An 18,615-nucleotide genomic window follows, 5' to 3' on the forward strand; every position below is an offset into this window, starting at 1 on the left:
CTGCCGTGCGATCCGACTTTTTGGAGGTGCCTCATGTTCATTGCGATGAACCGCTTCAAAGTGTTCAAGAATGCGGCGGAGGAGTTCGAGGCGATCTGGAAGAACCGCGACAGCAGCCTCAACGAGATGGCCGGCTTCGAGGGCTTCCACCTGCTGCGCGGGCCGGAGACGCCGGACTACATCCTCTATTCGTCCCATACGACCTGGCGCTCGAAGGCCGATTTCGAGGCGTGGACCAAGTCCGAGCAGTTCCGCAAGGCGCATTCGCGCGCCCCGAGCAGCATCCCGCTCTATGACGGCCATCCCCAGTTCGAGGGGTTCGAGCCCGTCCAGACGCTGCCCGCCACGGGCCCCAAGGAGGTCGCGGCTTGAGCGCGGTCGCGGAGAAGCTGGACGGCACGGCCGAGCGGCTGCGCGCGGCCGTCGCCGCCGATCCTGGCGGCGTGCTGGAGAACATCGCCCGCAACGAGGGCGTCTCCTACCGCGCCGTCCTCGACATCCTGCCCGAGGGGCAGGCGGTAGCCTTTCCCGGAAGCGCGTTCGAACGCGTCTGGGAGAGCCTCGTCGGCTGGCCCGGCGAGGTGACCTTCATCGTGCATACGGCGGACGGCGTCTTCGAGACCCGCGGGGCGATCCCGCCGGGCACCACGGGCCGGGGCTATTTCAACATCCACGGCGACAGCCCGATCGGCGGACATATCCGCGCCGACAGGTGTGCGGCGATCTATTTCATCGACCGTCCCTTCTTCGGCCGCCGCTCCTGCTCCGTCCAGTTCGTCAATCATGACGGGACGGCGATGTTCAAGGTCTTCGTCGGGCGCGGGGCCGACCGCGAGCTGGATGCCGGACAGGTCCGCCTTTTCGAGGACATGCGCTCGGCGGGCGCGTAGAAGGCAACGTTCCGGCGCCTTGCGAGGCGCCGGGGTTGCGGCACCCTGCCCGGTCCTCGGGAGGGTGGAAGCACAAAACGCCCATGACGAGGCGGGTGCCGCGCAAGCTAACGGGTCAGCCCGCTTATGATGCGGTGCGGCATAATCGCCGGAGCGCCGGGCGGGATGCCGATCGGGTGGATTGCCCGTGCAATTCGTTTCTTCCGCGATATGCTTTGGGCATGGCCGCCGACCTCCTCACCGAGATCGTCTCGCCCGACCGTCGCCTCACTGCGCTCGCGGCCGGACCCGAAGAGGGGCCGCCCGTGCTGTTCCTGCATGGGGTCGGGGGCGGGGCGCGGCTCTGGTCGCGCCAGCTCCGTGACCTCGGGGCGCGCGGCTACCGCGCCATCGCCTTGAACCTTCCGGGCCATGGCGGCTCCGCGCCGGTCGAGCCGGCGAGCGTCGGCCTCTACGGCGACATCCTGGCCGGCTTCATCAGCATGACGGCGCTCGCGCCGCCCGTCCTCGTCGGCCATTCGCTCGGGGGAATGGTCGTGCAGAGCTATCTGGCCGACGGCCTCGGCCTGTCGCGCGGGGTGGTGCTCGCCCATACGAGCCCGTCCTTCGGCGGACGCGATGCGGCCTGGGCCGGCGCCTTCGTCGAGACCCGGCTCCAGCCGCTCGACCGGGGCGAGACGATGGCGCAGGTCGCCGAATGGAGCGTTCCGGCGATGATGGGCCGCGACCCGCCGCCGGAAGGCGTGGCGCTGGCGCGGCGCCTGATGGCGGAGACCCCGCCTGCCACCTATCGCGATAGCCTCCTGTCCATGATCGGCTTCGACAGGCGCAGCGCCCTGGCGCGGATCGGCGTGCCGGCGCTCCTCGTCGCCGGCGTGCTGGACGAGATGGCGCCCGCCGCGACGATGGAGAAGATGGCGCAGAAGATCGCCGGCTCCGAGTTCCTGTGCCTCGAGGGCGTCGGTCATTTCGCGATGCTGGAGCGGCCGGAGGCGTTCGAGGCCGCGATCGCAGGCTTCCTGGCACGGGTCGTGCCAGTGGGCTGAAGGGGCCGCGGGCTGCCCTCGCGGCTGGCCTGCATTCCTTGCATGGCGGCGAAAGAGGGGCGGATCCAGCCCTTCCGGCCGCGATTTTCTTCGAAAGGCCGGGGAGTAGCCGCCGGATGGTCGAGCTTGCGTCACGGTTTCGTGTGCGGATCAGCACCTGGGAGGCGGCCTCGGCCCCGGGCCTTCGGCAGTGGTGTTGCTCCTTTGCGGCATGTTGCTGCCGGGGCACACTCATTTGGCCCTTGTCTTGATAAAGTCTCGTCAATTCCTCAAAGAGCGATCCGAACGGAGCCATGACTACAAGACGCACCGTGCTGGCCATGTTGATCGGCGCCCCCGTCGCCGCCTGCCAGACGAGAGCCGACGGGCCGCTCAGCCTGACTCCCTCCCAGCAGGCCGATGCCGATTACGCGCGCTGGTATGTCGGCAAGGTCCCCGATGGGGAATACGACATCCCGAAGGTCGATCGCAGCCTCCTCGATCCCGATCTCGCGCCGGTCGAGGTCGAGTATGCGAGCCATTACGCCCCGGGCACGATCGTGGTCGATATCGACCAGAAGCGCCTCTATCACGTGCTGGGCGGCGGCCGTGCCAAGCGCTACGGCGTCGCCGTGGGCCGCCAGGGCTATTCGCTCCGCGGCAGCGGCACGGTCGGGCGCAAGGCGAAATGGCCGAGCTGGACCCCCACCGCCCACATGGTCAAGCTGCGCCCGAGCCTGACGCGCTATGCCGGGCCGGGGCTCGCCAATCCCCTCGGCGCGCGCGCCCTCTATCTCTACCAGGGCGGCCACGACACGATGTTCCGCATCCACGGCACCAACGAGCCCTGGTCGATCGGCACCTCCGTCTCCTCGGGCTGCATCCGCATGCTGAACGAGGATGTCCTCGATCTCTATGACAACGTGCAGGTCGGGGCGCCGGTCGTCGTGCACCGCAACGGGCCCGCTCCGAAATCCGCCTGATATGCCGCGTCCCGGCCGGCGCGAAGCGCTTCTTCTCGGGGCGGCCTCGCTGATCGCGGTGGCCTCCTCGGGCCGCGGCCTTGCCCAGGGGCACGGCTCGGTCTCCGGCATCGCCCTCGACGAGGACGGCCGGCCCCTCGCCGGAATCCAGGTCGAGGCGGTCTACCGGACCGTCACGGCCCGCCAGCTTCCCTATGGGGGCCGGAGCATCAAGGCCGAGGGCGCGACCGGGGCCGACGGGCGCTACAGCCTCTCCCTCGCGGGTCTGCCGCCCGGCGAATATGACGCCCATGCCTATCAGGTCGTCGCGAACGGGGGACGGCGGCTCAATATCGATCTCGTGGCTTCCGATTCCTCCGGCTTCGGCTCGCACGAGACGGTCCGGCGCGACTTCCGGCGCGTCATGGTCGAAAGCTCCCCGGAGCTTCCCTATGGCAATGGCGGCGTCTTCGTCCTCGAGAACGCCGTCATGGACTTCACCGATCTCGGCGAGGCCGAGGTCACGCTCGCGCCGGCCGCCGGCGGGCGGCCGATCGTGCGGCAGGTGCGGCGGACGGGGGAGGGGCTCGTCGTCACCGGCATCCCCTTCGGAGCCTACCGGGCCTCGGTGCGGCTCGGCGCTCGGCCGCTCCTGCTGCGCCTCTGGGGGCCGGATGTCGAGGACCGCTATCGGGAGAGCGTCGAGCACGATTTCACGATGGGCTATCTCGGCAACCAGTTCCGCGTCCTCGCCAAGCCGGCAGGGTGACGGAATCGCGGAAGTTTCGGGGCCCGGACCCGCTTCACCGCCTTGAAGGCGCGGGGCATCTGCCTATATCGGTTCCATCGCTGGGAACGGTGCTTCGCCGCAGGTTTGCCCCGAGGTTCCGCGCCCGAATTTTCTCCACCATGGGCCGGGTTGCCTTCGAGGGACCCGGCGGTCTGCTTGAAGGATGAGGGATCCCGCCATGGCAAAAGTAATCGGTATCGACCTCGGCACCACCAATTCCTGTGTCGCGGTCATGGAAGGCTCGACGCCGAAGGTGATCGAGAATCAGGAAGGCGCGCGCACGACGCCCTCCATCGTCGCCTTCACGGATGACGGCGAGCGGCTCGTCGGCCAGCCGGCCAAGCGCCAGGCGGTGACGAATCCCGACCGCACCTTCTTCGCCATCAAGCGCCTGATCGGGCGCACCTTCGACGATCCCATGACCAAGAAGGACATGGGCCTCGTCCCCTACAAGATCGTCAAGGGCGGCAACAACGACGCCTGGGTCGAGGCGGACGGCAAGTCCTATTCCCCCTCCCAGATTTCCGCCTTCATCCTCCAGAAGATGAAGGAGACGGCCGAATCCTATCTCGGCCAGCCGGTGACGCAGGCCGTCATCACGGTCCCCGCCTATTTCAACGACGCCCAGCGCCAGGCCACCAAGGACGCCGGCAAGATCGCCGGGCTCGAGGTGCTGCGCATCATCAACGAGCCGACGGCGGCCGCGCTCGCCTACGGCCTCGACAAGAAGCAGACGGGCACGATCGCGGTCTACGACCTCGGCGGCGGCACCTTCGACGTCTCGATCCTGGAGATCGGCGACGGCGTCTTCGAGGTGAAGTCGACGAACGGCGATACGTTCCTCGGCGGCGAGGATTTCGACAACCGCATCGTCGAGTACCTGGCCTCCGAGTTCAAGCGCGAGCAGGGCATCGACCTGACCAAGGACAAGCTCGCCCTCCAACGCCTCAAGGAGGCGGCCGAGAAGGCGAAGATCGAGCTGTCCTCGGCCGCCCAGACCGAGATCAACCTGCCCTACATCACGGCGGATGCGTCGGGGCCGAAGCATCTCGCGCTGAAGCTGTCGCGCGCCAAGTTCGAGAGCCTCGTCGACGACCTCATCCAGAAGACCGTCGAGCCCTGCAAGAAGGCGCTCAAGGATGCCGGCCTCTCGGCGGGCCAGATCGACGAGGTCGTCCTCGTCGGCGGCATGACCCGCATGCCGAAGGTCCAGGAGGTCGTGAAGAACTTCTTCGGCAAGGAGCCCCACAAGGGCGTCAACCCGGACGAGGTCGTCGCGATCGGCGCCGCGATCCAGGCGGGCGTGCTCCAGGGCGACGTCAAGGACGTGCTGCTGCTCGACGTGACCCCGCTCTCGCTCGGCATCGAGACGCTGGGCGGCGTGTTCACGCGCCTGATCGACCGCAACACCACCATCCCGACCAAGAAGTCGCAGGTCTTCTCGACGGCGGAGGACAACCAGAACGCCGTCACGATCCGCGTCTTCCAGGGCGAGCGCGAGATGGCGGCCGACAACAAGCTGCTCGGCCAGTTCGATCTGATGGGCATCCCGCCCGCGCCGCGCGGCATGCCGCAGATCGAGGTGACCTTCGACATCGACGCGAACGGCATCGTCAACGTCCAGGCCAAGGACAAGGCGACCGGCAAGGAGCAGCAGATCCGTATCCAGGCTTCGGGCGGCCTGTCCGATACCGAGATCCAGCGCATGGTGCAGGAAGCCGAGGCGAATGCCGCCGAGGACAAGAAGCGCCGTGAGCTGGTCGAGGCGAAGAACCAGGCCGAGGCGCTCGTCCACTCGACTGAGAAGTCGCTGGCCGAGCACGGCTCGAAGCTGGCCGAGGCCGACAAGGCCGCCATCACCGGCGCCGTCGAGGCGCTGAAGACGGCGGTGGCCGGCGGCGACGCCGAGGCGATCCGGGCCAAGACCAACGACCTGATGCAGGCCTCGATGAAGCTCGGCGAGGCGATGTACGCGGCCTCCCAGGCGGAGGCGCAGGCCGGCGGGGAGGGCGCGTCTTCCGCGCCGAAGCAGGACGATGTCGTCGATGCCGACTTCCAGGAAGTCGACGGCAACAAGAAGAAGAGTGCGTGATCGTCATGTGACGCCGTCCCCAGGCTTTGCGGCCCGGGGATCGCGCTCCGCGGGCGTGGCTCGCGGAGCGGGATGGCCGGGCCGAGCCCGGCCATGACGCTTCGAGGGGCTAAGGCTAAGGGCGGCGATGTCCAAGCGCGACTATTACGAGGTGCTCGGCGTCCAGCGGACCGTGACCGAGGTCGAGCTGAAGGCGAGCTTCCGCAAGCTCGCCATGAAGTATCACCCGGACAAGAATCCCGGGGACCATACCGCCGAGATCAAGTTCAAGGAGATCAACGAGGCCTACCAGGTCCTCTCCGATCCTCAGAAGCGCGGCGCCTATGACCGCTTCGGCCATGCCGCCTTCCAGAATGGCGGCCCCGGCGGCGGTCCCGGATTCGGCAACGAGTTCGGCGACTTCATGTCGGATATTTTCGACACCTTCTTCGGCGATGCGCGGCAGGGCTCGCGCCGGGGCGCGGGCGGCCGCGAGCGCGGCGCGGATCTGCGCTACAATCTGGAGATCAGCCTCGAGGATGCCTATAAGGGGCGCGCCGCCTCGGTCACCATCCCGACCTCGGTCACCTGCGAGGTCTGCTCGGGGACGGGCGCCAAGATGGGATCGAAGCCGCGCCCCTGCCCGACCTGCGGAGGCCAGGGCCGGGTGCGGGCCGCGCAGGGCTTCTTCTCGATCGAGCGCACCTGCCCGAACTGCCACGGGCGGGGCGAGGTGATCGACGATCCCTGCCCCAATTGCAGCGGCGCCGGCCGCGTCACCCGCGAGCGCACGCTGTCGGTGAACATTCCGGCGGGCGTCGAGGACGGAACGCGCATCCGCATCGCGGGCGAGGGGGAGGCGGGCCTGCGCGGCGGCCCCGCCGGCGACCTCTATATCTTCCTGACCGTCAAGCCCCATCCCTTCTTCCAGCGTGACGGGGCCGATCTCTATTGCCAGGTGCCGATTTCCTTCGTCACAGCTGCGCTCGGCGGCGAATTCGTGGTGCCCACGATCGACGGGCAGGATGCTCGCGTGAAGGTGCCGGAGGGGACCTCGTCGGGCAAGCAGTTCCGCCTGCGCCAGAAAGGCATGTCCGTGCTGCGCACCCGCGACCGCGGCGATCTCTACATCCAGGTGGCGGTCGAGACGCCGCAGAACCTGACGCGCCGGCAGCGCGAGCTGCTGATGGAGTTCGACCGGGTGTCCTCCAAGGACACCTCGCCGGAGAGCAGCGGGTTTTTTGCGCGCATGCGCGATTTCTTCGACGGGATCAGCGGTTCGGCGGGTCGCGCTTGAGCTCACAATGGGATAAGCCCGCTTCTTTGGGGCTGTTTTGAACAGGGGTCCGGGGGTGCTTCAGCTTTCCGAGGATGGCTCGCCACGCAAGCGGCTCATCGGCCGCGGTCGCTTCGCCAACGAGGCCCGCTTTCTCCGCTCCTGGTTCGAGCGGCCGCTCCTGACGGGCGCCGTGACGCCGTCCGGCCGGTTTCTGGCCGACGCCATGGCGTCCTACATCCATCCCCGCCGCAAGGGGCCGGTCGTGGAGCTGGGCCCCGGCACGGGTCCCGTGACCGAGGCGCTGCTGCGCCGCGGCATCGAGCAGGAGCGGCTGATTCTCGTCGAATACAGCGAGGATTTCTGCCAGCTTCTCAAGCGGCGCTATCCGCGCGCCACCATCATCCAGGGCGATGCCTACGGGGCGGGCGAGGTTCTGGCGGATGTGGTGAAGGAGCCCTGCGCGGCGGTGCTCTCCAGCCTGCCGCTCCTGACCAAGCCGATGGCTCAGCGAATCGAGCTTCTCGCCGCCGCCCACGACCTGCTCGACCGCAACGCGCCCTTCGTCCAGTTCACCTACGGCGTGAAGCCGCCGATCCCGACCGCGGACCATTACACGGTCACGCCTTCCGACCGCATCTGGCTGAATTTTCCGCCGGCCCGCGTCTGGGTCTATCGCCGTCCCTGAGCCGCCGGACACGACAAGGGAGCGAGCCCATGCCCAAGGCCTATTGGATCGGTCGCGTCGACGTGCACGATCCCGACAACTACAAGAACTACGCCGCCGCGAACGGAAAGGCTTTCGCGAAGTTCGGCGGCCGTTTCCTCGTGCGGGGCGGGGCCTTCGAGACGGCCGCCGGCGCCGCCCGCCAGCGGAATGTCGTGATCGAGTTCCCCTCCTACCAGGCGGCCCGCGATTGCTGGGCCTCGGAGGAATACCAGGCAGCCCGCGCGCTCCAGAAGGGCGGGGCGGAGATGGATCTCGTCATCATCGAGGGCTACGAGGGTCCCCAGCCCGGCGAGTAAAATCCTCCGCTCACTGGGAACCTTTTGTGCGTCCCGCGCGTCGTGTCGTGCCGGCCCGCAACGCGGGCCGCGATGTCCCGGAGGGAGTGATGCGGCGATCCAGCTTCGCCCCGAGAGGGCATGTCCCGACGCGCGGCCGCTGATCTCACCTTCGCGCCGCGTCCTCGTCGGGCGATTCTCACCCATCCCGTTCATCGTCGGGCCCGGCCTTCGCGCCGGGCGCGGGACTTCGCCATGTATATCCGGTTCGCCCTCGGGCGGCTGGATCCGTGGTCGGGCGCGCCGATGGGTTTCTTCCGCGTGGCCTATCTTCTCCAGGGCGACGAGCGCGTGCCGGACTGGCTCCGCGAGGTGTTGCGCGAGGAGACGGATTGGTTCGACCGGCATCTCGGGCTGCCCGCCCGGTGCTGGCGCGGCGACCGTGCGCGCCTCGGCGAGACCGGCATCTGCTGGTTCCGGCCCGAGGCGCGGAAACATATCGCCCACGCCCATGTCCTGAAGGCTCTCATCGAGGAGGCGGGCGTGGCCGTGGGGCGCTTGCAGACCCGGGATCCCGGCGACGTCGTCTGGCATGACAGGCACCAGATCGTCGCCAAGCCCGTCCATACGACGCGGGTCGCCTGGTGATCCGGGCGGCCCGCGCTTCCTTCAGCCGCAGCGGAAGCGCGGATCGCAGCCGGTGCGCGCGAAATGGGCCCAGTCGGATTCGCTGCCGTAGAAGGCGTTGCGGTCGACGGCGCCCGAGATGCCCGGCACGCGGCCCGTCGTCGTATACTGCCAGAAGGTCCAGGTGCGGTCGTGATAGCGCTGCTCCGGCTCGGCCGCGGTCGAGCGGATCCAATGCGCGTGGTTCCTGAACTCGCCTTCGAGGATGTCCTTGTGGAAGGTGATGTCGGTATAGATGATCGGCCGCTTGCCGGTATGGGCCTCCATCTCGCGCAGCATGACGGCGATCATGTGCAGGGCCTTCTCGCGGTTGACCTTGTGGGGGCAGGTGCGCGATTCCCCGTTCCATTCGACGTCGAGCACGGGAGGCAGGGCGTTCGGATCGCGCGGCACGACCTGCTTGAACCAGGCGGCCTGCTGCTCGGCGGGACGGCACCAGAACATGAAGTGATAGGCCGAGCGCGGGACGCCCGCCCGCGCCGCGCCGACCCAGTTCTGGAGGAAGAGCGGATCCACATGGTCGCCGCCCTCCGTCGCCTTGATGAAGGCGAAGCGCTTTCCGGAAGACGCGACCGAGGCCCAGTCGATATTCTTCTGCCAGCGCGAGACGTCGATGCCGTGGATCGGCAGGGCATGGGCCGCCGCGACCGCCGGATGGGGCCGTGCGTCGCTCAGCCGGTCGACCCCGGTCGCGCGGCCACAGGCCGCAAGGCCCATGGCCAGAATCGCGGCGGCCATCCAGCCGCCCATCCGCCTCGCTCCGCCTGTCGCGAAGACCATCCGCCCAGCCCCATTTACGCAACTACAGCCCTACTGGATGGGGGAGAGGAGGTTAAAGGAGCTTTGACGAGACCGGAGCAGAACGAGAAAAGCTGTTGCGCGCCGGCGACATGGCAGGCGAGCGCTCAGCGGAAGCGCGATGCCGCCTCGTTGCAGGCCCGGATCACGGCCTCGATATCGGCCTGCGGCATATGCGGGGTCATGGGCAGGCTCAGCACCTCCCCGGCCAGCCGCGAGGCGAGAGGCTGGGGCGCGACGCCCGGCATGTCGCGATAGGCCGCCTGCTCGTGGGGCGGCACGGGATAGTGGATCAGCGTCTGCACGCCGGCCTCGCGCAGGGCGGCCTGGACCTCGTCGCGCCTCGCCACCCGCACGACGAAGAGATGCCAGACGGGCTCCGCCCAGTTCGGGACTGAGGGCAGGCCCCAGCCCGTCGCCGCGAGGCCCGCGAGATAGGCCGAGGCGATGGCCCGGCGGCTGGCATTGTCCTCGTCGAGGCTCGCGAGCTTGTGGCGCAGGAAGGCCGATTGCAATTCGTCGAGGCGGGAATTGTAGCCCCTCTCCTCATGCCGGTATTTCACCTGCGAGCCGTAATTGCGCAGGAGGCGAAGGCGCTCGGCGAGACGCGCGTCATTCGTCGTGATCGCGCCCCCGTCGCCCAGCGCGCCGAGATTCTTCCCCGGATAGAAGCTGAAGGCGGCCGCATGCCCCAGCGATCCCGCCGGCCGGCCGCGATAGCGCGCGCCGTGCGCCTGCGCGGCATCCTCGAGCACCTTCAGCCCGCGTGCCTCGGCAAGGGCAAGGATCGGCTCCATATCCGCCGTCTGGCCGTAGAGATGGACGGGAACGATCGCCTTGGTGCGCGGCGTGATCGCCGCGGCGATGCGCTCGGGGTCGATATTGTGGGTCGCGGGATCGGGCTCGACCGCGACGGGAGTCGCGCCGGCCTGGCTGACGGCGAGCCAGGTCGCGACGAAGGTGTTGGAGGGAACGATCACCTCGTCGCCCGGCCCGATATCCCAGGCCCGCAGGACGAGATGCAGCGCGTCCAGCCCGTTGGCGACGCCGATCGCGTGATCGGCGCCGCAATAGGCGGCGAAATCGCGCTCGAACGCCTCGGTCTCGCTCCCCAGGACGAACCAGCCGGACTCCAGCACTCGGTCGAGCGCCGCCCGGAAAGCGTCCCGCGAGCGCAGGTTGACCGTCTTGAGGTCGAGGAAGGGCACCATGATCGGATCAGCCCTGAGCTTTCGCGGCCGCGAGGAAGGCGTCGTAGTCGCGGATGTAGTCGGTGGGGTCGTAGCGTTCGGAAGCGAGGACGAGGCAGACCGCGCCGGACGAGAAGTTGTTCAATTCGCGCCAGATATAGGGACAGATGAGCAGCCCCTGATAGCCGCGGTTGAGCTGGAAGGTGCGCTTGCGCTCTCCGTCGTCGAGCGTGATGTCGAAGGAGCCCATGATCGCGATGACGAGCTGCCAGAGGGCCTTGTGGGCATGGGCGCCCCGGTCGGCGCCGCCGGGCACGTCGTAGAGATAATAGACGCGCCTGATCTCGAATCCCGTGACGTCCGTTCCCTCGATGGCCGTGAGGTTGCCGCGCGCATCCTGGATGCGCGGCAACTGGATCAGCCTGCACTTGTCCAAGCGGGAAGTCATCCGCGCTCCGTTTCCGGGGAAAGTTTCGCTCGGGTTAATAGAGCATGCCGGGCTCGTGCGGAACCATGCCGCCTACTCGACCTTCCCCCGCTTGCGGCGGGGAGGGCCGGCCTGCCTCAACCTCCAGCCTGGGCCTTCCGCCGGGCGCGGCGGTCGTCGCGGAGGTTGCGGTAGAAGCGGACGGGGCGCGCGAGGACGAAGCGCGCCGGGAACATGACGAGATGCTTCGGCTCGAACCGCAGCGCCAGCGCCTGGCGCAGGTAGCCGAGCGTCAGCCCCAGATGCTTGAAGCCGTAGGCCGCGCCGACATTGGCCTGGAAATAATACATCCGCGCCAGTTCGTCGGTCCTGTCGGGGAAATGATAGTATTTCTCGACGACATCGACCATCAGCTTCGATTGCCGGGGGAAGTTCTTGTACGAATTGTTTTCGTGCTGCCGGTAGAGGAAAGAAGCGAAGGGCAGGTAGGAATATTGCTCCGGCCGCTCGAGGTGGCTGAAGAGGCGGATATTGAGAATCCAGTCGTCGGCCAACGCGCCCTCGTCGAAGCCGCCGACGGCGCGGATGAGGTCCGTGCGCGCCATGAACGTCTGGATCATCAGGCCGCGATTCTCGAAGATGTAGCGCAGGACCCCTTTCGGTTCCTGCGCGAAGACCTCGAGGCAGCGGGCATCGTCGTGGACGGGCTGGCCGTCCTGGCGTCCGCCGAGGAAGAGGCCGTTGCTGTAGGTGATCCGGAGCGCCGGGGCGGCGGCGAAGGCGGCGACCTGCCGGGCGATGCGGTCGCCGCAGAAGAGATCGTCTCCGGAAAAGAAGCAGACCAGCTCGCCCGTGGCCCGGCGGATCATGCTGTTGAAGCCGGCATTCACGGGCGTGCCGGGCGGGTTCTGGAACAGCACGATCCTGCGGTCCGCATGATCGGCCGCGATCCGCTGAAGCTCCGCCCAGGTGCCGTCCGAGGAGCCGTTCTCGCAGCAGATCAGCTCGACGTTCCTGAAGCTGTCGCCGAGGATCGATTCGAGGCACGGGCGAATGAAGGCTTCGTGGTTCCAGGTCAGCACGAGGACGCTGACGAGGGGCGGGGCGGGACGCTCGCCGCCTGCATCTTCCGCGGCGGCCGGATCGTTCTCAGTCATGATGTCACCGGGCATGGGCGTCGGCGGGTTCCGCTGCCGGAAGCGGGGGCCGGCGGACCCGCCGGCGGATCGCCTTGCGCATCGGCTCCTCGATGGTGTGGAAGCCGATCCCCGAGAGGCTCAGCAGCACGAGCAGCGCGGCGGCGAGCAGGACGCGGTTGTCCGCGAGCGCCGGCGCGGCGCGCAGGATCGCCTCGTGATAGGTGCCCAGCACGAGCAGCACGAGGAGCTGGAAGGAATAGAAGCAATAGCTGATCCGCCCGAGCCAGACGGGGAGGGCGTGGCCGAGAAGGCGATTGACGAAGCCGCGCTCCTGCGCGCCGGCGACGAGGAGCATGCCGATCACCGGCAGGACGATCCAGTTATGGGGAGTGTAGAGCGGAATCCGTTTGCCGAGGAGCGCGAGGTACGGAACGAGGGCAAGGGCGGCGAGGGCGTAGAGCGCATCCGGGTTCAGGCGGCGCAGGCCCGTGCGGCTCCAGGCGAGGAAGATGCAGATGCCGAGGACGAATTCCGGGAAGCGGAAGATCGGCATGGCGTAGAAGATCTGGAGCAGGTGGTCGGGCCTCGGCCTGAAGGCGAGGGCGACCGCGGCGGTCAGGACCGACAGGAGATAGGCTGCGACAGCGATCGAGACGATCTGGCCGGCCGTCCGGCGGAAGAGCGCGGGGAAGATCGCCGGGAGCATGACGTAGAAGAAGGCTTCGACCGAGATCGACCAGGAGCCGCTGTTGTTCCAGAAGACGAACATCTGCGGAAACCATGCCTGGATCAGGAAGGTGTCGGCGACGATCAGGAGCCCGCCCATTACGACATTGCTGGCGAGCCCCCGCTCGGCCGCCCCTGCCCCCAGGAGCCAGGGCAGCGTCACGATCGCGGCCACGGCATAGATCGGATAGATGCGCGCGAAGCGGTTGGTCAGGTAGTCCCGCACGTCGAGATGCCCGGACTGGTAGCGATGGGCCAGGATGAAGCCCGACAGCATGAAGAACAGGCTCATGCCGACCGCCCCGGCCGAGAGGAGATTGTCCGTGATCCCCGTCCCGACCGGCCAGTGGGAATGGATGTGGAAGACGAAGACATAGAAGGCCGCGACGAAGCGCAGGCTCGTCAGGGGACGGACCTCCGACAGCTCCGCCGCCTGGATCGCTCGAGCCTCGCTCGCCATCGTGCCTTGCATCACTCCCGCGCCGCGGTGCTTAGAGCATTTTTGAAGCGGCCTCGCGCGCAGAAAATGCGTCGCGGCCGGGGGCGCGGCCCGTCGAGCGCCCTTGCGGTGGCGAGGCGGCTGCCTTCATGGAAAGGAACCCGCAGGGCCGCCGCGAGGGAAGGCATGTTCCGATGAGCGCCAGCCGCGTCATTCACCCGAGCGCGATCGTGCATGAGGCCGCCCGTCTCGGAGAGGATGTCGAGATCGGCCCCTTCACCCGGATCGGGCCGGGCGTCGTGCTTGGCCGCGGCACGAAGATCGAGGGCTGGTGCGATCTGGGGCCGGGCCCCGAGCGGCCGCTCGTCCTCGGCGAGGAATGCCTCGTGCGCTCCCACAGCGTGATCTATGCCGGCTCGACCTTCGGAGACCGGCTGAGGACGGGCCATCACGTCACGGCCCTTCCGGGGGTGCGGGCCGGGGCGAGCTTCCAGCTCGGCTCCTACGGGGACGTCCAGGGGCCCTGCGAGATCGGCGACTACGTCTCCTTCCAGAGCAGCGTCTTCGTCGCGCCGGGGACGGTGATCGGCGATTTCTGCTGGGTCTTCATCAACGTGGTGCTGACCAACGACCGGACGCCGCCGAGCACGATCACGCGCGGCGCGGTCCTGGAGGAGACGGCCGTGATCGGGGCGGGCAGCGTGGTGCTGCCGGGGCGCCGGGTCGGGCGCGGGGCGGTGGTGGCGGCGGGAAGCCTCGTCGGCCGCGACGTCGCCCCCGGCATGCTGGTCGCGGGCAATCCGGCGGTCGAGAAGGGCCCTGCCTCCGAGATCGGATTGCGCGACGGCACCGGGCGGGCGGCCTATCCGTGGCAGGGGCATTACCGTGCGAAATATCCCCCGGAAGTCACGGCCGAATGGCCACAGGCTCGCATCCTCGAGGTCGAGCAGGCCGCGGCGCGCAAGGGCGGCCCGCGCCCGTGACTTCGCCTCACGATCCCGAGAGCAGCGTCGCGAGAGTGCGGATGCGGCTCCTCGCATAGACGGGGAGGCCCGCGCTGAGCGAGGTGCCGGTGTTGAAGGAGCTGGTCCCCATCAGCACCTGGGAGGGCACGAGGTTGCGCAGCACCGGGACGCGCTCGTATTCCTTCTTGCGGTTCAGCACGTCGCCCTTCACGGCGAGGGCGAGATAGACCGACACGACGGACTTGCCCGGATCGGAGGGCGCCGGCTGCACGACGGTGAGGAGCTTGCCGAAGCGCAGGATCTGGTTGACCTGGAAGGTGCTCTGCACGAGCGCGCCGGTCACGGGGGTCGCGATCCCGGTGAGGCGGGGAAGGGCCGCCGCCTCGATCTCGCCGGGCGAGAGCAGCCTGATCTCGCTCTGGAAGGTGACGTGCTCGGCGATCTTCTTGCCGCTTTCCGAGAGCTTGTTCGCGAGCCTGATCCCGAGCGGGAGCTTGCCCTCCAGGTCGTAGCGCGATTCGTAGCAAGAGGCCCCACCGTCGCACCAGGCCCGGTCCGGGAGGCGGTTATAGGGCTGCTCGGGATCGCGGTTGGGGATCGCCTCGTCCTTCGTGATCGGGCGATGGTGGATGGCGGGATCGATCCTGGCCAGCGCGCCGGACGTGGCGAGCTGCGCGAGATCGACGCTCTCGGGCGGCCGGTTCAGCATCACCCGCGCCGCCGCGACATAGACTTCGAGCTTCTCCGCATGCGTCTTGCGCAGGCCGTCGACGGTGACGGACACGTTCGGCTCGACATAGGCGGGATGGAGCGAGAGCAGCCGCTTCTGCTCGGGATAATCCTTCGTCCAGGCGGCGAAGGCGGTGAGGCTCGGCGCCTTGTCCGCGCCTTCCCGGTCCGAGAACAGGATCAGGTTCGGCCGCGCCGGCAGGCCGAGATCGGAGACCGAGCGCGCCTCCTCCAGCGCCATCTCGGGCGCGGCGCAAGCAGGGGCGAGGCCGAGAAGGAGGCCGATGAGGGCGGCAGCCCCGAGCGCTTTCATGTCAGTAGATGTCCCGGGGGCCCCAGAAATAATCGGGATCGACGCGGCGCTGGCGGCGGCGAGGCTGCTCTTCGCCCGGCCAGACGAAGCGGTTCTGGTCGGATTGGAACCAGTCCGGCCCGCCGCCCTGCTGGGCGCGGCCCTGCGGCCATCCCGGCGGATCGCGGTCGTACATATCAGGGTCGGGCGAGGTGGAATAGGGAATCTCGTCGCCGCCGTCCGGGAAGCCCCCGCGGGCCGCGTAGGCGGATTCGCGCTCGACGAACCGGAACTGCGTATCGACCACCGCCCCCGAGGCGCTGCGGCGGAAATGCTCCGTGAAGCCCCCGTGGCCGGCGCGGTCCCCGGTGCGCAGGTCGATCCCGATATCGGCGATGAGCCGGCTCGCCTCCGGGGAGGGCGGAGCGAGGGGCGTGCGCGGGCGCGTCGCCCAGGCCGCCTTCATGATCGCCTCGAAGATCGGCACCGCGACCCGCCCGCCCGTCTGGCCGCGGCCGAGAGTGCGGCGCTTGCCGTCCGCATTGTCGTTGCCGACCCAGACGACGACGGTCACGTCGTTCGAGAAGCCGGCGAACCAGGCGTCGTTCTCGTTCTCCGAGGTGCCGGTCTTGCCCGCGACGTAGGGCGCGAGGGAGCGCATCGCGCTCGCGGTCCCGCGCGCCACGACGCCCTGGAGCATGGTCTTGAGCTGGTAGAAGGCGACGCGGTCGGCCGAGCGGATCCGCACGGGTGTCCTCGCCTCGTGCCGGTAGAGGAGGCGGCCTTTCTCTTCGACCGATTCGAGCACGTAGGGCGAGGGCCGCCCGCCCTCGTTGGCGATGGCGGCATAGAGGGCGGCCAGGTCGATCGGGCGCACGGGCTGGGCGCCGAGCACGAAGGGATAGTAGCGCTCGCATTCGGCATAGAGCTCGGCTTCGAGCGCGAGGGTGCAGACCCGCTGGAGGCTGTCCTCCGGCCGCGAATCGATCACCCCGTCGAGGAGGCGGGCGGTGACTTGGTTCTTGGAGTTCTCGAGGGCGCGCCGGAGCGTCGTCAGGCCGCTTTCCGAGCGATCGGCGTTGCGGGGTGTCCAGTCGTCGCCGACCCCGCCGATGGGCGGCAGCGTCACCGCGCGGTCCCAGAGGAGCGTGTTCGGCTGCACCCCCTGGGCGAGGGCCGCGAGATAACTCAGGGGCTTGAGGGTCGAGCCCGGCTGGCGCACCGCCTGGGTGGCGCGGTTGAGCTGGCTCAGCGGATAGGAGAAGCCGCCCGTCATGGCGAGGATGCGCCCGGTCCGGTTCTCGATCGCGACGGCGGCGCCCTGCACGGTGGGGCGGATGCGCAATTCGGCCCGCCCGCCCGCCTTGCCCGCCCCGGCGCGCACCAACACGACGTCGTAGAGCTTGAGCTTGCGCCCCTCGCTCCAGGCGGCGAGCGGCAGCACGCGCCCGTCCCGCAGTCCGACCCTGAGCGCGCCCGGCCGCGTGTCGAGGACGACCGCCGTCGGCCAATGCACGTCGTAGAGCGGCGCGCGCCACGCTTCGAGCGCGCGCAGCCAGTCGGGCTTCGGGCCCGCCGGCACGATGGGCACCGGGCGCGCAGCCTTCGCGGCGGCGGACCTGCCCTTGCGGGACGCCGCCGGGGCGGGATCGCCCGAAGGAGGCGCTGCCGGCGCTGCCAGTGCCGCCGGCACCTCGGCCGAGGCCGCGCGGGCGGCGGTGGTGCGCAGTTTCTCGATGGCGGCGGCGAGGTTGCCTTCGGGTTCCAGGAAGCGGGCGCGGCCGGTGGCCATTTCGTAGCGGGCAAGCCCGTCCTGGAGCGCCGTCTCGGTCGCCCGCTGGAGCGCGGCGTCGATCGTGGTGTGGATCGTGTAGGTCGAGGCGGTGAGGTTCTCGACCCCCGCGAAGGTCCTCGCCTCCCGGTTCACGTGGTCGAGGACGTAGAAGCCGCTGTCGCGCCGGCTCCGCTCGGAGGGCACCAGCGCGACCTTGCCGGCGAGCGCGGCGGCGCGCCTGCCCTCGTCGATCACCTTGTCGTCGAGAAGGCGACTCAGCACATAGGCGAGGCGCTCGCGGGAGCGCTCGGGATAGCGCTCCGGGTCATAGTAATTGGGGCCCTTGGGAAGGGTCGCGAGGAGCGCCGCCTCGCGCAGGTCGAGAGCCCCGACGGACTTCCCGAAATAGCTCCGCGCCGCCATCTCGACGCCCCAGGAGGAGCGGCCGAGATAGATGGCGTTCAGGTAGATTTCGAGGATCTCGTCCTTCGAGAGGATCTTCTCCAGCCGCGCGGCCAGCACCATCTCGCGCATCTTGCGCTGATAGGTGATGTCGTCGCCGACGAGCAGGTTCTTGACCACCTGCTGGGTGATGGTGGAGCCGCCCTGCGGCCGGCCGGACCCGGCGAGATTGGTCATGAAGGCGCGGATGACGCCGCGCTCGTCGAGGCCGTGATGCTGGAAGAAGCGCTTGTCCTCGGCCGCGACGAAAGCCTTGCGGACGATCTCTGGAATCTCCTTCAGCGGCACCCAGGCCCGCCGCCCGTCCGGCGGATAGACCTCCGTGAAGCGTTGGCCGGACCCGTCCAGCACGGTGCTCGCGCCGGGCAGGCGGAAATTCTTCAGCTTCGCCACGTCCGGCAGGTCGACCATGGCCTCGTTATAGGCCCGCACCACCTCGCCGAGATCGACCACCTCGCGCTCGACCTTCTCGGATTTGCAGAATTCCCGGTAGGAGAGTTCCAGGTCCTTGAAGTCGAGCCCCTTCAGCATCGCGGTGTCGCCCGCGACCGCCTTCGGATCTTCCATCGCCGTGGAGATCAGCTCGTCGATATTGATGTCCTCGACATCGAAGGCCCGGCGCAGATGGGTGCAGCCGTCGCGCAGGATCTGCGTGACCTCGCCCCGGCTCCGATCGGGATCGAAGGAGGTTCGGACGGAATCCGGGCGGGTGGCGATCTGGCTGAAGGTCAGCGCGGTCGCGAACAGCTTGATGAGGAGCGTGCTCATGAGGGCGATGGCGCTGGCGGGTCCCCGGCTCGGCTGGGAATCCTAACGATCTAAGATGAACAAGAGGCCCGTCAAAGGCGGCGCTTTTGCGAATGCCCGCCCTGCGGCGAATTTCCTCCGGAAGGCAGCCACTCCTGCTTCTCCCCGCCCGCGGAGAGAAGGTTCCCCCGCGAGCCGCCGACGCCACAGGCGATCACCCC

General features: G+C 68.6%; 18 protein-coding genes. 11 read left to right on the top strand and 7 right to left on the bottom strand.

From position 1 onward, the window contains the following. The first annotated feature begins 33 nt into the window (after nucleotides 1-33). The 10 genes from PKD06_RS04655 to PKD06_RS04700 all read left to right on the top strand — a co-directional run bounded on the left by PKD06_RS04655 (nucleotide 34) and on the right by PKD06_RS04700 (nucleotide 8,667). Nucleotides 34-372 carry an antibiotic biosynthesis monooxygenase gene (locus tag PKD06_RS04655; RefSeq protein WP_324378064.1) on the top strand — a complete coding sequence of 113 codons (339 nt, stop codon included), beginning with the start codon at nucleotides 34-36 and terminating at the stop codon, nucleotides 370-372. Next, on the top strand, nucleotides 369-890 hold the full coding sequence (hutX, locus tag PKD06_RS04660; RefSeq protein WP_324378067.1) for a heme utilization cystosolic carrier protein HutX: 522 nt from the start codon (nucleotides 369-371) through the stop codon (nucleotides 888-890). Before PKD06_RS04655 ends, hutX begins: the two co-directional genes overlap by 4 nt. A gap of 221 nt (nucleotides 891-1,111) precedes the next feature. Beyond that, the gene (locus PKD06_RS04665) at nucleotides 1,112-1,936 is read left to right on the top strand and encodes an alpha/beta hydrolase (protein ID WP_324378069.1); all 825 of its coding nucleotides are present in this window, start codon (nucleotides 1,112-1,114) and stop codon (nucleotides 1,934-1,936) included. A 293-nt stretch (nucleotides 1,937-2,229) separates the two neighbouring features. Then, complete coding sequence (locus PKD06_RS04670; RefSeq protein ID WP_324378071.1) at nucleotides 2,230-2,898, top strand: L,D-transpeptidase; 669 nt, start codon at nucleotides 2,230-2,232, stop codon at nucleotides 2,896-2,898. A gap of 1 nt (nucleotide 2,899) precedes the next feature. Next, complete coding sequence (locus PKD06_RS04675; protein ID WP_324378073.1) at nucleotides 2,900-3,646, top strand: carboxypeptidase-like regulatory domain-containing protein; 747 nt, start codon at nucleotides 2,900-2,902, stop codon at nucleotides 3,644-3,646. 199 nt (nucleotides 3,647-3,845) lie between these two features. After that, nucleotides 3,846-5,759 (top strand): molecular chaperone DnaK, encoded by a 1,914-nt coding sequence (dnaK, locus tag PKD06_RS04680; protein ID WP_324378075.1) that lies wholly within the window; start codon nucleotides 3,846-3,848, stop codon nucleotides 5,757-5,759. Between the two features lie 127 nt (nucleotides 5,760-5,886). Further along, nucleotides 5,887-7,035, top strand: a complete 1,149-nt coding sequence (gene dnaJ / locus PKD06_RS04685) for a molecular chaperone DnaJ (RefSeq protein WP_324378077.1) — start codon at nucleotides 5,887-5,889, stop codon at nucleotides 7,033-7,035. Nucleotides 7,036-7,132: 97 nt separating this feature from the next. Next, nucleotides 7,133-7,702: an rRNA adenine N-6-methyltransferase family protein gene (locus PKD06_RS04690; RefSeq protein WP_324378140.1), complete on the top strand. Its 570-nt coding sequence runs from the start codon at nucleotides 7,133-7,135 to the stop codon at nucleotides 7,700-7,702. A 29-nt stretch (nucleotides 7,703-7,731) separates the two neighbouring features. After that, entirely contained in the window at nucleotides 7,732-8,040 is a 309-nt protein-coding gene (locus PKD06_RS04695) for a DUF1330 domain-containing protein (protein ID WP_324378079.1), read from the top strand. A gap of 234 nt (nucleotides 8,041-8,274) precedes the next feature. After that, complete coding sequence (locus PKD06_RS04700; RefSeq protein WP_324378081.1) at nucleotides 8,275-8,667, top strand: hypothetical protein; 393 nt, start codon at nucleotides 8,275-8,277, stop codon at nucleotides 8,665-8,667. A 21-nt stretch (nucleotides 8,668-8,688) separates the two neighbouring features. On the opposite strand, the gene PKD06_RS04705 is transcribed toward PKD06_RS04700, so the two are convergent. From PKD06_RS04705 to PKD06_RS04725, 5 genes are all read right to left on the bottom strand, one after another. After that, nucleotides 8,689-9,423: a GH25 family lysozyme gene (locus PKD06_RS04705; RefSeq protein ID WP_324378142.1), complete on the bottom strand. Its 735-nt coding sequence runs from the start codon at nucleotides 9,421-9,423 to the stop codon at nucleotides 8,689-8,691. A 188-nt stretch (nucleotides 9,424-9,611) separates the two neighbouring features. Then, nucleotides 9,612-10,715, bottom strand: a complete 1,104-nt coding sequence (locus PKD06_RS04710) for a DegT/DnrJ/EryC1/StrS family aminotransferase (protein WP_324378083.1) — start codon at nucleotides 10,713-10,715, stop codon at nucleotides 9,612-9,614. Between the two features lie 7 nt (nucleotides 10,716-10,722). Further along, nucleotides 10,723-11,142, bottom strand: coding sequence for an FdtA/QdtA family cupin domain-containing protein (locus tag PKD06_RS04715; RefSeq protein ID WP_324378085.1), 420 nt, complete (start codon nucleotides 11,140-11,142; stop codon nucleotides 10,723-10,725). A 116-nt stretch (nucleotides 11,143-11,258) separates the two neighbouring features. Continuing rightward, nucleotides 11,259-12,278 carry a glycosyltransferase family A protein gene (locus PKD06_RS04720; protein ID WP_324378087.1) on the bottom strand — a complete coding sequence of 340 codons (1,020 nt, stop codon included), beginning with the start codon at nucleotides 12,276-12,278 and terminating at the stop codon, nucleotides 11,259-11,261. A gap of 4 nt (nucleotides 12,279-12,282) precedes the next feature. Beyond that, nucleotides 12,283-13,458, bottom strand: coding sequence for an acyltransferase (locus tag PKD06_RS04725; protein WP_324378090.1), 1,176 nt, complete (start codon nucleotides 13,456-13,458; stop codon nucleotides 12,283-12,285). Nucleotides 13,459-13,619: 161 nt separating this feature from the next. On the opposite strand from PKD06_RS04725, the gene PKD06_RS04730 reads away from it, so the two are divergent. After that, on the top strand, nucleotides 13,620-14,408 hold the full coding sequence (locus PKD06_RS04730; RefSeq protein ID WP_324378092.1) for an N-acetyltransferase: 789 nt from the start codon (nucleotides 13,620-13,622) through the stop codon (nucleotides 14,406-14,408). Between the two features lie 7 nt (nucleotides 14,409-14,415). Here the strand turns inward: PKD06_RS04730 and PKD06_RS04735 are convergent, their stop codons facing one another. Together PKD06_RS04735 and PKD06_RS04740 are read right to left on the bottom strand one after the other, a co-directional pair. Beyond that, nucleotides 14,416-15,432, bottom strand: coding sequence for a hypothetical protein (locus PKD06_RS04735; RefSeq protein ID WP_324378094.1), 1,017 nt, complete (start codon nucleotides 15,430-15,432; stop codon nucleotides 14,416-14,418). A gap of 1 nt (nucleotide 15,433) precedes the next feature. Next, nucleotides 15,434-18,415 carry a transglycosylase domain-containing protein gene (locus PKD06_RS04740; protein WP_324378096.1) on the bottom strand — a complete coding sequence of 994 codons (2,982 nt, stop codon included), beginning with the start codon at nucleotides 18,413-18,415 and terminating at the stop codon, nucleotides 15,434-15,436. Between the last annotated feature and the right edge of the window lie 200 nt (nucleotides 18,416-18,615).

Source organism: Enterovirga sp. (assembly GCF_035325185.1).
Classification (GTDB): domain Bacteria; phylum Pseudomonadota; class Alphaproteobacteria; order Rhizobiales; family Beijerinckiaceae; genus Enterovirga.

Excerpts from the sequence above, each read along its gene's own strand:
- PKD06_RS04670 (WP_324378071.1), top strand. The coding sequence starts at position 2,230 with ATGACTACAAGACGCACCGTGCTGGCCATGTTGATCGGCGCCCCCGTC.
- PKD06_RS04665 (WP_324378069.1), top strand. The coding sequence starts at position 1,112 with ATGGCCGCCGACCTCCTCACCGAGATCGTCTCGCCCGACCGTCGCCTC.
- PKD06_RS04730 (WP_324378092.1), top strand. The coding sequence starts at position 13,620 with ATGAGCGCCAGCCGCGTCATTCACCCGAGCGCGATCGTGCATGAGGCC.
- PKD06_RS04700 (WP_324378081.1), top strand. The coding sequence starts at position 8,275 with ATGTATATCCGGTTCGCCCTCGGGCGGCTGGATCCGTGGTCGGGCGCG.
- PKD06_RS04675 (WP_324378073.1), top strand. The coding sequence starts at position 2,900 with ATGCCGCGTCCCGGCCGGCGCGAAGCGCTTCTTCTCGGGGCGGCCTCG.
- PKD06_RS04705 (WP_324378142.1), bottom strand. The coding sequence starts at position 9,423 with ATGGGCCTTGCGGCCTGTGGCCGCGCGACCGGGGTCGACCGGCTGAGC.
- PKD06_RS04725 (WP_324378090.1), bottom strand. The coding sequence starts at position 13,458 with ATGCAAGGCACGATGGCGAGCGAGGCTCGAGCGATCCAGGCGGCGGAG.
- PKD06_RS04735 (WP_324378094.1), bottom strand. The coding sequence starts at position 15,432 with ATGAAAGCGCTCGGGGCTGCCGCCCTCATCGGCCTCCTTCTCGGCCTC.
- PKD06_RS04695 (WP_324378079.1), top strand. The coding sequence starts at position 7,732 with ATGCCCAAGGCCTATTGGATCGGTCGCGTCGACGTGCACGATCCCGAC.
- PKD06_RS04715 (WP_324378085.1), bottom strand. The coding sequence starts at position 11,142 with ATGACTTCCCGCTTGGACAAGTGCAGGCTGATCCAGTTGCCGCGCATC.
- dnaK (WP_324378075.1), top strand. The coding sequence starts at position 3,846 with ATGGCAAAAGTAATCGGTATCGACCTCGGCACCACCAATTCCTGTGTC.
- PKD06_RS04655 (WP_324378064.1), top strand. The coding sequence starts at position 34 with ATGTTCATTGCGATGAACCGCTTCAAAGTGTTCAAGAATGCGGCGGAG.
- dnaJ (WP_324378077.1), top strand. The coding sequence starts at position 5,887 with ATGTCCAAGCGCGACTATTACGAGGTGCTCGGCGTCCAGCGGACCGTG.
- PKD06_RS04710 (WP_324378083.1), bottom strand. The coding sequence starts at position 10,715 with ATGGTGCCCTTCCTCGACCTCAAGACGGTCAACCTGCGCTCGCGGGAC.
- PKD06_RS04720 (WP_324378087.1), bottom strand. The coding sequence starts at position 12,278 with ATGACTGAGAACGATCCGGCCGCCGCGGAAGATGCAGGCGGCGAGCGT.
- PKD06_RS04740 (WP_324378096.1), bottom strand. The coding sequence starts at position 18,415 with ATGAGCACGCTCCTCATCAAGCTGTTCGCGACCGCGCTGACCTTCAGC.